General features: G+C 57.0%; 8 protein-coding genes. 1 reads left to right on the forward strand and 7 read right to left on the reverse strand.

The genetic code is table 11. The annotated features are described in order from the left end of the window. Nucleotides 1–85: 85 nt before the first annotated feature. A complete protein-coding gene (locus ET33_RS15775) occupies nt 86–1,132 on the reverse strand; it encodes a peroxiredoxin family protein (protein WP_235206727.1) in 1,047 nt (348 codons plus the stop codon). A gap of 159 nt (nt 1,133–1,291) precedes the next feature. On the opposite strand from ET33_RS15775, the gene ET33_RS15780 reads away from it, so the two are divergent. After that, nucleotides 1,292–2,143, forward strand: coding sequence for a C40 family peptidase (locus ET33_RS15780; protein ID WP_036683323.1), 852 nt, complete (start codon nt 1,292–1,294; stop codon nt 2,141–2,143). Nucleotides 2,144–2,933: 790 nt separating this feature from the next. Here the strand turns inward: ET33_RS15780 and ET33_RS15785 are convergent. The 6 genes from ET33_RS15785 to ET33_RS15810 all read right to left on the reverse strand — a co-directional run bounded on the left by ET33_RS15785 (nt 2,934) and on the right by ET33_RS15810 (nt 12,748). Continuing rightward, on the reverse strand, nt 2,934–4,397 hold the full coding sequence (locus ET33_RS15785) for an ABC transporter substrate-binding protein (protein WP_036683326.1): 1,464 nt from the start codon (nt 4,395–4,397) through the stop codon (nt 2,934–2,936). A gap of 23 nt (nt 4,398–4,420) precedes the next feature. After that, complete coding sequence (locus ET33_RS15790) at nt 4,421–5,365, reverse strand: carbohydrate ABC transporter permease (RefSeq protein WP_081890339.1); 945 nt, start codon at nt 5,363–5,365, stop codon at nt 4,421–4,423. A gap of 32 nt (nt 5,366–5,397) precedes the next feature. Beyond that, nucleotides 5,398–6,327: an ABC transporter permease gene (locus ET33_RS15795; protein WP_407668104.1), complete on the reverse strand. Its 930-nt coding sequence runs from the start codon at nt 6,325–6,327 to the stop codon at nt 5,398–5,400. Nucleotides 6,328–6,482: 155 nt separating this feature from the next. Continuing rightward, complete coding sequence (locus ET33_RS15800; RefSeq protein ID WP_036683333.1) at nt 6,483–8,084, reverse strand: response regulator transcription factor; 1,602 nt, start codon at nt 8,082–8,084, stop codon at nt 6,483–6,485. Then, nucleotides 8,062–9,915, reverse strand: coding sequence for a sensor histidine kinase (locus tag ET33_RS15805; RefSeq protein WP_036683337.1), 1,854 nt, complete (start codon nt 9,913–9,915; stop codon nt 8,062–8,064). The genes ET33_RS15800 and ET33_RS15805 overlap by 23 nt, the downstream gene beginning before the upstream one ends. A 169-nt stretch (nt 9,916–10,084) precedes the next feature. After that, nucleotides 10,085–12,748 carry an endo-beta-N-acetylglucosaminidase gene (locus tag ET33_RS15810; RefSeq protein WP_036683340.1) on the reverse strand — a complete coding sequence of 888 codons (2,664 nt, stop codon included), beginning with the start codon at nt 12,746–12,748 and terminating at the stop codon, nt 10,085–10,087. Between the last annotated feature and the right edge of the window lie 123 nt (nt 12,749–12,871).

Genomic DNA, 12,871 nt, shown 5'->3' on the forward strand with positions numbered 1-12,871 from the left:
TATGTCCTACAATACTCACATGTTATCACGACATTTAATTTTCGCGCAAATGAAAAACTCTATAATCCCCTATTAAATTCTTTTTTCACCCGCTCTTTTTCGCTTTCCCGATGGCTTGCTCAAGCATCTCCTTATTCATCGGCCCGGGATGCTTCTCCCGGATCATTCCTTCCGCGTTGATGACGAACGTGGCCGGATAAGCGTTCACGCGGTACGCCTTGCCGACTTCGCCTTGCCGATCCAGCACGATCGGGAACGTGAGCCCCCATTCCTTGACCCATGCGCGCACGACCGGCTCGCTGACCTCCGTCGACGTCGCGTTGACGCCGAGAATCGTCACGCCATTGCTCTCCTGCTCCGTATGTACCTGCTGCATATGCGGCATTTCCGCCTGACACGGCGGACACCACGTCGCCCAGAAATTGAGCACGACCGTCCGCCCCCGGTAGTCGGACAGCTTGACCGTCTGGCCGTCGAGCAGTTGCAGCTCGAAATCCGGCGCCTGCTGTCCGATTTTAAGACCGATGTTCGCCCCCGCTTCAACCGCGCCCGTCGAAGGCTTATCCCACACATTGGCGGCCAGCGACGCGACCAGCGCATACCCGACGACGAAGACGACCGTCCGCTGGAGGAGCGGCTGCCACTCCCTCTTCGCCTTGGACGCGAGCCAGAAGACCGTTAGACCCGCCGCGAGCAGCGCTTTGAGTCCCCAAGTGATGCGGCTCTCCTCTTCCGTAAAAAAAATCAGCGCCGCGTAGACGGCATACCCCCCAATAAACGAGACAAGCACCGAATCCATATAAACGGCTGCATTCAATTTTGCCTTTTTGGCGCTAAACCATACATATACACCGGACAGCAGCGTCGCCAGCCAGACGCCTTTGTCGCCGCCGCTGAAATAAAGCAGCGACCTCGGGCTTGCCAGCACGCTCCCCGGATCGAAGACAAGGATACCCAGCTTCCAGCTGACCACCCACATAAGAAGCGCGTTCAAGACGATCGCGCCGAACGTTCCTCTGATGGAAGAACCTTTTAACCGCAGCCTCGAAATGACATAACCCGCCGCAACTGCCGCAATAACGATCAGCATGCTTTTTTGCAGGATGAAAGGCCCCCATGTCCACGTTTCCATTGTTTGTTCACCGTTCTCTCGTCAAATGTCCTGCTTTCATTGTGGGGCGGCGACCGGACGTTGTCAAATGGTGTCCCAGCTTGTGGAACCGGGCGATTTCCGTCCCTGGACTCCCAGGCTTGTACATAAAACAACTAGAACTGCAGGAGGGATTTCCACTTGAAAAAGCAACTTACCGCACTGTTACTCGCCACTACCGTCACGTTCAGCGTCGGAGCTTTGACAGCCGAACAAGCCCATGCCGCGTCGAGTGCCACGATTGTGAGCGGCGTGAATTTCCGCAAGGCGCCGAATACGGATTCAGCCACCTACGGCCTTCTCAAAACAGGCGTAAAAGTAGACATTCTCGATAAGGTCAACAATTATTGGTATAAAGTTCGCGACGATCAAGGCAGAGTCGGCTACATATCCACAAGCAGCAAATACGTTCGCACCGACGGTTCCGGCGGCAGCACGTCCAACGGGGGCGGCACGTCCAACGGGGGCGGCTCGTCCAATAGCGGAGGCTCGTCCAATGGCGGAAGTACGTCCAATGGCGGCAGCACGTCCAAGCCGAGTACGGGCAGCAACAGTGAAATCGTCAACAAGGTTATTGCCGCAGGCCAAAAATATTTGGGCACTCCCTATGAGTTCGGCTCCGACCGTTCGAACACCAGTACGTTCGATTGCTCCGACTTCACCCGCCAGGCGTTCAAGGAAGGCGCAGGGATTACGCTGCCCAGCGACTCGCGCGGACAAGCCGCTTACGTCAAGTCTCTCGGCGGCACAACAACCAATTGGCGCAATCTGAAGCCGGGCGATCTGATGTTCTTCATGGACTATAAAGGAACAAAAGCGTCGGCCTACCCGTCGGACAAGTCGAATCAACGCATCTCGCACGTGGGCATTTACCTCGGAGACGGGAAAATACTGCATACGTATTCGAAAACATCAGGCGGCGTTCGCATCGATTCGATTGCGGGCAAGCATTGGGAATACCGCTTCGTCTTCGGCGGAAGCGCGTTGAAATAAGCGTTTATGTAAAGCTCCGGTCCTCCCTTATCAAGGGCGGCCGGAGCTTTTTTATGCGGGGCGCTTCCTTCGCCAAAGACGTTTGGTTCAAGTGCCGGTGCGTAGTCGGCAAAACGTGCGCCCATAAAATAAGACTGTCCTTTACCGCGTCCACCAGCAGAATCAGAAATTAGAGGAACTGTAATGCGCTATCCGCTCAAACTTTCCAGCGTGTACAAAAATAGCGAATCCCTGGTGCTCTAAAGCCTCCATTCCGGCAGGTACGAACATTTTTCGACACACTTAAATGATCTCAGTTCCTCTATGCTCCGAAGAACGTCTCCGCATTCAGCTTAGCGCATCGTGGTTTCCTTTATTTTCTCAAGCTTGGTCCGGTCGAGGCTTGCCTGTTCCGAGCCTGTTCCGAATCTGATCCGAGTTTAATCCAAGCCACGTCCGAGTTCACGCGTGGTTCGAACCGGATGTCACGTCCATGTCTGTGCTGATCTGCGTCAGATGCTACGTCCAGATCCCCACCTGTTCGCCCCAGATAGTCACGCTGGGTCCGCGCCTGTCCGCGCCAGATACTACGTCCAGATCCTCAGCCAGATAGTCACGTCCGGCTCCGCGTCTTGTCCGCGACTTGCTCTGCTTCGAATGCCACGTCCGAGTCCCCCCGCCTCCGTCAGTCCTACTGTGGGATTTGCCTCCCCTTTTCCCTTCCGTAAAGGGGGTACAAGTTCGCAACAGCTCCCAAAAAAGCCGCCCCCGCCGCAGATTGCCTGCGCCAGAGACGGCTCCACCTTTACGCTTATTTCTTCGCTCTCCACGCGTCGAGCTGCTTCTGCGCCTCGTCCATCACTTTGTTGATACCCGCAGCTTTCAGCTTGTCGATCGCTTTGGGCAGCACCTCCGGTGGCTCGACGGAGCCGGTCTCCAGCGCTTTTTTGAACTCCTCCGACACGCTCTTGACGGCGGCAAGCTCGTTCTCCACCTTCGAGGAGTCGAACTGGAAGCCGAGCAGCGGTGCGTTCTTGGCCGATTTGTTGAATTTGTCGTACTGCTCCCACTTGTCGGTCGGGTCCTTGGGGAACCGGTTCAGCAGGAACATGTTGCCGAGCGTAAACGAAGACATGGAGTAACCGGAATCCGGGGTCAGCTCGATGACGCCCTCGGAAACCTTTTTATAGTGCGTGCCTTCGAGGCCGTAGTTCACCAGATTCCGCAAATACGTGTCGGAGTTCAGCAGGTTTAGAAACTCCATCGCTTTCTCGGGATGCTTGGAATTCGCGGAAATCGCCATCATGGAGCCGGTCACCGACCAGTTGAACACGATCGGCTCGTGAATCGGCTTCGATACGATCTCGTATTTGAAGCCTTCCGACCATAAATTGTCCGCGAACGGGACTGTATGCGCTTTGTCGACGAGCCATTTGCCGGTTTTCTCGTGATCGTTGCCCGTTTTGGTCGCAACGTCGGGCGGCAAATAGCCAGCCTTGTAGTATTTGCGCATCGTTTCGCTCATTTGCCGGTACTCGGGCGTCTCGAATACGTTGACGATCTTGTAATCCTGCGTATCGAGCCGTACCCCGAACGGGATGCCCTGTACGACGAAATCGAACGGAACGAACGGGTCGACGTTGCTTGGAATCGGGTATATGCCCGGTTCGTTTTCCTTCATCGTCTTGAGCAGCGGCTCCAAACTTTCCAGCGAACTGACGTTCGAGAGGTCCATTTTGTATTTGTCGACGTATTGCTTGTTGAACCGCCACACTGCCTGAGCGGGCAATTCTTTGTTGGTCGGCACCCCGTAGTTGTGTCCGTTCACCTTGGAGCCTTCGAGGAACGACGGGTGTACGGCCTTCTTGATACCCTGCCCGTATTTCTCCAGCAGGCCGTCCATCTCGTAAAACGCCCCTTTGCGGGCGTTCTGCACGTAGTCAAAAGCCCAAGAGCTCGTAAACGCGATGTCGTAAGGCTCGCCGGATACGGAGATGACCTGCATCTTCTGGGAGTAGTCGCCCCAATCGATCATCTTCATTTTCACCGTAGCGTTGATTTTCTCTTTTGTATATTTGCTGACGGCCTCCATTACTTTGTCGGCATCCTTTTGCGGTCCGCCGATCGTGTACCAGATCAGCTCTACGGACTGGCCGTCCGCTTTCCCGGCGCCCGCTCCTTCTTGAGTGGGGCTACCGCCGGAGCACCCGGCGGCCAGCGCGGACAGCATCAGCACCGAGGCGAGCCCGGCAGCGAGTCGTTTCCGTTTGAACATGCAGCATTCCTCCTTGTACGATGTTATTCTTTGACCGCTCCGATCGTCAGCCCCTGTACGAAATACCGTTGAAAAAACGGATAGGCGAGCACGATCGGACCGGTGGCCAGGACGACCATAGCCATTCTCGAAGACTCCTGCGGCAGCGACTTGGCGATTTCGAAGCGTTGGGTGGCGTCGCTGAGATTGGAGTTTTGCACGATAAACTGAATGTTGCTCTCGATCTTCATCAGCAGCGACTGCAGCGGAATCAGATTCGGGCTGTCGATGTACAGCAGCGCGTTGAACCAATCGTTCCAATAGCCGAGCGTGCTGAACAGGCCGATCGTCGCCAGTCCCGGCAGCGAGATGGGCAGCACCAGATGCGTGAACACCTTCCATTCGCCCGCCCCGTCGATCCGGCCGGACTCAATGATCGCATCGGGCACCATCTGCTTGAAAAACGTGCGCATGATCAAGATCGAGAAAGCGCTGACGCACGTAGGCAAAATAAGCGCCCACACCGTATCCTTCAAATGCAGCACCTGCGTCGTCACAATGTAGGAAGGCACCAGCCCGCCGTTAAACAGCATCGTGAAAAAGGCGAAAAACGCAAAGGCGTTCCGGTACGCGAAATTGTTTCTGGACAGCGCATAAGCGTACAGCGCGACGGTCAGCACGCTGAGCAGCGTTCCGACGACGGTGACGAAGAGCGTCACCCCGTAGGACCGGAACAGCTGGCCTCCGGTTCGAAAAAGGTACCGATACGCCTCAAAGCTCCACATCTCCGGAAACACCTGATAGCCGTTGTTCGCCAACGCTTGCTCGTCCGTCAGCGAGATGATGACGACGAAGATGAACGGAAACACGCAGGCAATGGCAAATCCGCTAGCGATCGCATGGCAGACGCCGTTCCAGAACGGCGACAACTTCGTAAAGTCCCGGCTTTTCTTCCGCACGGCAGCGGTAGGCGCATTCGGACTTGGCAAGCCGACTCCCCCTTTCCTTTTCGTCGAAGTGGTTAAAATAAAGCGTTCTCTTTGTTGATCCGCTTCACCACGGCGTTGGTCACCATCACCAGAACGAGTCCGACCACCGATTGATACAGCCCGGCCGCCGTGCTCATGCCGATATTGCCCGTCACCTTCAGCCCCCGGTACACATACGTATCGATGACGTTGGTCACAGGGAACAGCGCGCCCATATTGCGCGGCACCTGATAGAACAAGCCGAAGTCCGCGCGGAAAATGCCGCCGATCGCCAGCACCGTCAGAATGATGATCATCGGCCGGATAAAGGGCAAGGTAATGCTCCAAATCTGCTGCCATTTGCCTGCGCCGTCGATCATCGCGGCTTCGTAATACGACTTGTCGATGCCGATGATGGCCGCCAGGTAGACGACGCTGGAATAACCAACACCCTTCCACAGGTTGACAAGCACAAGAATGTAAGGCCAATAGGCCGGCTCCGTATACCAAGAGACACGCTCCATGCCGAGCGCCGTCAGCGCCTGATTCAGCACACCGCGATCTACGCTCAGGAAGCTGAACAAGAAATAGCTGACGATGACCCAGGACAAAAAGTAAGGCAGGAACATGCCGGTCTGGTAAATTTTCGCCCACCGGCGGCTGACGATTTCATGTAAAATAATGGCCATAATCACCGATAAAACCGTGCCCAGCACGATAAACGCAAAATTGTACAGCAGCGTGTTGCGCACGATGATGTAAGCGTCTTCGGATTGAAATAAAAATTCGAAGTTTTTGAAGCCGGTCCACTTGCTCCGCCATATGCTTGCCAGGAAGCCGTCCCGGTCGAAGCGGTATTCCTTAAAGGCAATGATCGCCCCCGGCATCGGCAAATAGCTGAACAGCAGGAAATAGACGGCTCCCGGCAGCACCATGAGCAAAAAGGTTTTGTTGCGGTTTAGCTTCTTGAGTGTACGTCCAATCGTTCCCACAAGCTTTCACCCCCGTTCTTTTGCGTCCGCAAGCTCCATTTCGGAAAACGCATACATCGCTTTCTTTTCTAACTTTACCCAATGCGGAGCGCGGCAGAAAGTTAAGAAACTATAGAACGGGTGGAGAAACTATAGAAACGTTTTCATCAGTCTCCCAGCTTGCTCCAATTGCGGTATTCCGTCGGCGAGAAGCCGTAATATTTGCGGAACTGCTTGTAAAAATAGCTCGTATCCGTGTACCCCACCCTAAGGGAGATATCGCTTGTTTTCAGATTCGATTCGACGAGCAGTGCCTTCGCCTGGGCAAGCCGGTACTTGTTCACATAATCGGAGAACGTCTCTCCCGTTTCCTTGTGGAAAAGCTGGCCCAAATAAACCGGGTTCATGTGGAAGGCCTGGCTTAACGTCTTCAAAGACAGCTCATCCCCATAGCGGCGCTCGACCTCGCGCAGCACCTGCCGGATGACGGGACTGTATTCCCGCTCCGCCGCACCGGACGCAAAAAGCACACGGTCGACGAAGCGCTCGACCAGTTCCTCCAGCTCCTGCATCGTCTGCGGCTTGACGACCTGCGAGAACAAATGCTTGTAATCACCGATGGCGCCTTCGTGCTCCTGCCGCATCAGATTGGCATGATGAACGGCGGCCGCAAGCACGGCCATCGCCGTGTTCTGGACATCAGACGGCACAAGCCCTTCCGTCTCCCGCAGACGTGCGAACGCTTCCCCGACCCAAGCGAGCGCCTCGTCCTTTTTCCCGGCCGACAGGAGCTTGCAGAAATGGGCCAGCTCCGCCTGCGCAGGCGCCGCAGGTTCCGCCGCTGCGGGTAGAGCGGGCGCTTCGTAGATAAGCGGCCCATCGTGCGGCGCAAGCACATAGTAGTCCTGCATCCGCTTGGCGGTGCGGTAGCTGCGATGGGCCGCCGACTCGCCCTTGGACGCTTCGCCGACCGTCACCAGCAGCGGCAGGCCCCACCGCTCGCGGATGGCGGCTTGAAGCTCCGCCATGAAGCGGACGAAGCCGGTCCGGTCCGCATCGACGTCGTTCAATCCCGCGAGCAGCACAAGATCGCCTTCGAGATCGGCGAACACGGCCTGCTCCGGGCCGTAAGACTGCGCCGTCCGCTGGCAATACGTCCTTACGGCGGCAATCGTTTCCGCGCGGGACGACACTTCGGCGGTCTCCACCTGCTCTTGATCGAATAACAGCTTGACGATGCCCGCGACATACCGAGGCAGGCCCAGCCGGATGCCGAGCAGTTCCTCACGGTTTCTCAGCTCCTCCGGCTCGATGGCCGCCGTAACCCAACGGTACAAGAGATTGTCGCGGATAATTTCCAGATGACGCTTAATACTCTCTTCCTTGTAGACGGACTGCTCGATTTTGGCAACGGTGGCGGTCAGTGTCCGGATCAATTCTTCCGTATTGACCGGCTTCAGCAAATAATTTTCGATGCCGAGCGTGACGCCTTCTTTTACATAGTCGAAATCGTTGTACCCGCTTAAAATAATGAATTTCACGTCCGGCTGCAGCTCTCTTGCGCTGCGAATCAGCTCCAGGCCGTTCATATAGGGCATCTGGATGTCGGTAATCAAAATATCGATCGGCTCGCCGGCCAAAGCTTCGAGCGCTTCCGCCCCGTCCGCGGCCTTGCCGACAATCTGCAGCCCGTGCCGCTCCCAGTCGATCAAATAAGCGAGTCCCTCCATGATGAACGGCTCGTCGTCAACCAGAAATACGCGATACATTCTCTTTCCCCCTTACGCTTCCCGGAATCGTGATGGTTACCGTCGCTCCTTCGCCGGGACGGCTGTCGATCCGCAAGCCGTACGCTTCCCCGAAGCTGTGCTTCAGCCGCTCGTTCACGTTTGTCAGGCCGATAGACGCGCCGGACGCCGAAGGCGGATGTTTCAAGTCCCGCTGAAGCTGCGCCAGCCGCTCCGGCACGATGCCCGAGCCGTTGTCGGCAACGGCGATGCGGACGTTGGAGCCTTCGGCCCAGCCGCGGATAACGATCCGGCGCTCCCGGCCGTCCGGAGCGGGGCCGTGGAAGGCATGGCGGATACAGTTTTCGACGATCGGCTGGAGCGTCAGCTTCAGAATCGTGCAGCGGCCGACGGCTTCGTCAACCGCAATCTCATAGTCGAACCGGTTCGGATAGCGGGCCCGCAGCAGGTTCAAATACAGCCGGCACAGCTGGACCTCATCCTGAACGGTCACCATCGTCTCGTGCTTGATCAGATTCTGAAACAGCGCGCCCAAGCTGTAGATCATATCACCGACATCCCGATTGCCGTCCATCACCGCTTTCAGCCGGATCGCCTCCAGCGTGTTGTACAGAAAATGGGGCTGGATCTGCGCCTGCAACGCCAGCAGCTCCGCCTGCCGCTGCTTGATCTCGGACAAGTATACCCGCTGGATATGCTCCTGCAGCGTTTCGCACATTTTGTTGAAGCTGGTGGCGATGTGGAACAGCTCGTCTTCCTTCTGCACGGTTACGCGAACCGAGAGGTCCCCGTCCTGCAGCTTGCGCATGGCGCGAATGACTGTTTGCGTACGGCGCGAGAAATTGATCATCAGCAAATACGACAGCAGCACGGCGGCGGCCACGCATAAGCCTGTACCTGCGATCACCGTTCGCTTCATTCCCTGGAGCCCTTCGCTTACCTTCGCTACCGGCACGATGCTGGCAAGCACGACGCCACCTTGGTTCAACGTCTTCAGCTGCACATAGGCTGACTCGTCCAGCGCGACCGGGTCCGATTGGTCCCGCAGGGCATGCATGTACGGGTAGCTCTGCCCCGTATAGCGCCGGGAGGAGTCATACAGTACGGTACCGTCCGCCGTCAGCAAAAGCAGCTCCCCCTTGAAATCGCTCCGGTCGTTCTGCACGATCCGGTCCATGCCGGTCCATTTCCAATCGACAAGCAGGGTGCCGTGATTCTGCAAGGTGATCGGATCGTTAATGTCGTTAGCCATCGTAAACATGCGGCTGCGGTCCCCGTCCGTTCCCGGCTCGAACGACGGCGGCGGCGCAAAGGACTTGGTCTGGCGGATACGGCGAATCGGATCGGCAACCTTCGGGTTTTCCGGCCCCGGATAGACGAAGCCCTGCTCCTCCAACCCGCGGTACACGTACAGAAAGCCCTTGACGCTGCTGTACAGCCAGATCGTCTGAATTTCCCGGTCGAAGGTCAGCGATTGGAAATACGAATCCATGTTTTTGTCGACAAAACCGGCATTGTCCGCAAAACGGTCCAGCCGATAACGGAGGTAATCGGAAAAATCGTTGTTCAGAAAAAACAGCACGTCCCGAAGCAGCCGTTCGTCCTTGTACAATTGGAACACCATCTGCTGACCGGCCTCATACCTGCGCTCCACCTCGTGCGTCGACCGCTCCAGCACCTGCTTCGCCGCTTCCAACTCCTTGCGCGTCGATTGCTCGGCGGCGTTGCGGTAAATCAGAACGGCGAGCGCCGTCAAGGAGACGATGATAATGAGCGAATACAGCAGCAAAATTTTGTTGAACAGCTTCTTCTCGATATGATTTTTGTAAAACGTTCGGACCCCCGAAACCATGAGTGCGCCTCCCTCCGCAACCGATTTTTCCCATTAGCAATATGTATTCGCGGCCGTCCGGAAATATCGTTTTCGGCCTTCGCGGCTCCCGACAGCGGTGTGTTCGGAAAGGGGCAAAAAGACCGCCTGTCCCCTTATCCGCAGATAAGGGAGACAAGCGGCCTCCGTGCTATTTTGCCAATCCGTTCACTTCGAACTCGTAAATACGAGCGGCCGTATCGCCGCCTTGCGTGGCCTTATCGATCGTCAGCTTCACGTATCTTGCCTTCGTCAGCGCGATCGGGTGCTTGCTATCCGCGGCCGTATTGCCTTGGACCTGAACCGCGTCGCTCCAAGTGCTGCCGTCGTTGCTGACTTGGATGTGGAAATCGCGGGTGTTGAACGCGGCCGCTTCACTGCCCGCTTCCGCATGCTTCACGACAAACTCGCTGATCGTGTAGCTCGCGCCCAGATCGACCGACAGCCAATGCGGCCCGCTGCCGAGCGCGCACCACTTGCTGTTGCCCGTCACCTTGCCGTCGAAGGCGTAGGCAGCCGCCTCGTTCGGTCCGCAGGCGCCGTCCGCCGTCGCCGGCTTGTTCAGCGCGAGATTTTTCACCCCACCGGCAGCGTCCTTGGTTACTGTGATGAACGCTTCTTTGGTTGCGGTGCTGTCGCCTACCGAATTTTTCGCCGTCAGCGTTACGCTGTACGTTCCTTCGGCAGCATAAGTGACGACCGGCTGCTTCTCGGTGCTTGTGGACGGCGTTCCGCCCGGGAACGACCATATCCGCTGCTCCGTCACCTCGGACGATTGGTCTATGAACGTCACCGGCTGTCCCGGCGCGACGAGCGTCTTATCTGCCGCGAACGACGCTACCGGCTTCGGATAGGCCGGCCAAGTGACCACGGTCTGCGCCGCTTTGCCACGGCGTCCGTCCGTGCTGAGAGCGACGACTTCCAGCTTCGTCTGCGCTTCCGGCCCGATCCGGCGCAGCATCGGCACGTAGTACACCCGGTTCGGAGTGACGCCGAGCAGTTCCTTGCTACCGTCCGGCTTCACTCGGTACACCTCGAAATAGCGGACCGGACGATCCGTCGCCGACCATTCCAAACGGGCATCGCCGTAGATGCCATCCTTGAACTCTGCTTCCTTCACATTCAAGCCGCGAACTTCGGGTACCGGGTTCGGATCGTCTTTGGCGTTATAGACGGAAAGCTGCCCGATGTTGACCGAGAAATCCGAAATCGTCTGCTTCGCGTCCGCATACAGAGAGATGGCGGCGATCCGCTTGCCGCGGTACGGATTCAGATTAAACGTTTGCGTATCCCACGTTCCGGGATGCAGGCCGCCTGCATCGAGGAATACGAACTTGTCGGGCTGATCGGCAAACGACAGCCCCACCTTCAAGTCCGCGTGCTTCGTCTGCGTCTTGAAAGTAAGCGACAGCTTCGTATTCTGCTCTACGAGCAGGTCCGTCTTGTACAGCTTAAGATTTGTAGCGTTCTGCGGGCTGAGCGTTCCCGCCAGCTTCAAGGAGCTGCCGCCGTAATAAGCGGTCGTAAAGTCGAAGCTCGGCTTCAGCGCTTCCCCCTTGCTTTCCGCGATCCAGCGCCATGTCGGCAGCACATCCTGCAAGCTCCGGTTGTTCCACGGCGTCGCCCGCACGACTTCCCCGTTCACGGCGAACAGCTGCCCGTTGCCCGTATTGAAGTTCGTCGTAAACGGCAGGTCATTCACCGGCGACTGTTCTACAACATAGTGCGCGATGCCCTTCCAATCGGCCGTGCCGGACATATTGGCCGGGTTGCCGGTCGGGCCGACCCAGAATTTATTTTCCTTCGCGTAAAATTGCTCTTGATTTTCCGACGAGTTGAACGCCCAATCCGGGCGGTAAATACCGAGCGACGTAACCGCTTTCTTGCCCTCGGGAAAGATCGCATTCCAGCTAATTTTCGTATCGTAGCCCTTCGCTTCGACATCGATGCCCGTGAACAGCTCGTACGGGCTGCGGCCCAGGTTCTTGGCCTTGTTCGCGGACGGGTCCAACGAGCGCCACCAGAAATTCAGGAACATACTGTCGGAGCGGCGTTCGCTGCCCTGCTGCAGGAACATTTGGTTGCGATCCGTCAGCGCGTTCTGCCAATCGATCGATCCGCTGGATGTCATCGAGTCGTACCACATGATCTGCATCCCTGCCGGCTTTTTCGCTTGCAGGTAAGCAAGGAACTTCTGCATCGTCGCGGCATCTTCCGACGTAGCGCCTTCCGTCTCCTGGTTAATAAACCAGCCGTCGAAGCCGTAATAGTTCGCCACTTCGAGCAGCTTATCGGCTACAGGGAAAGTACCGTCCGGGTTTTGCCGGATCGTCTGCTTCACCCATTCGAACTTGCCCCCGTATACGCTCGGCGGGAAAAAGACGGTGCCCAGCACCGGAACGCCGTTCTTATGGGCCGCATCCGTCACGTCCGCGCTCGGCGGCACGATGATGCCTTCGCCCGACGATCCGCCCCAATAGACGAGCTTGTCGACGTAAGCCCAGTAGCCGAACGTATTCGCGTCGAATTTCTCCGACCCTTGCGACGGCACGCCGCTGGTTTGCCGGTTCATCGCCGAAAGCGCTGCCACTTTAGGCTCGACCGTAGCGTGCTTGTTAACTTGATATCCTGTGAAGCGGTCCTGCAAAGCAATCATGCTGCGGTTGAACTCCGCATCCTTATCTCCCTGCGGCGTCCAGCGGAGCAGATCCTCCGGGAACCAGTAGGACGAGTGCGGCTGCGCCGCTTGAGCGCCTGCGGCAAACACCAGGCATGAGAACATGAACAGTAGAAGACCGGTCCATCGTTTTTTCATCGTGTTCCTCCCGTTTGGTATAAATTTCGGATTGTCCGGCATTCGATTCCGGGCATCCCCCTCCGCCCTTCAGAGGATCGGAAACGCTCCATTTTCCATGAAAGCGCATCCTCACATCCCATT

It is taken from the genome of Paenibacillus tyrphae, assembly GCF_000722545.1.
GTDB classification, from domain to species: domain Bacteria; phylum Bacillota; class Bacilli; order Paenibacillales; family NBRC-103111; genus Paenibacillus_G; species Paenibacillus_G tyrfis.

Bases quoted from the DNA above. Each gene is read 5' to 3' on its own strand.
- ET33_RS15775 (WP_235206727.1), bottom strand. From the start codon at position 1,132: ATGGAAACGTGGACATGGGGGCCTTTCATCCTGCAAAAAAGCATGCTG.
- ET33_RS15785 (WP_036683326.1), bottom strand. From the start codon at position 4,397: ATGTTCAAACGGAAACGACTCGCTGCCGGGCTCGCCTCGGTGCTGATG.
- ET33_RS15800 (WP_036683333.1), bottom strand. From the start codon at position 8,084: ATGTATCGCGTATTTCTGGTTGACGACGAGCCGTTCATCATGGAGGGA.
- ET33_RS15810 (WP_036683340.1), bottom strand. From the start codon at position 12,748: ATGAAAAAACGATGGACCGGTCTTCTACTGTTCATGTTCTCATGCCTG.
- ET33_RS15805 (WP_036683337.1), bottom strand. From the start codon at position 9,915: ATGGTTTCGGGGGTCCGAACGTTTTACAAAAATCATATCGAGAAGAAG.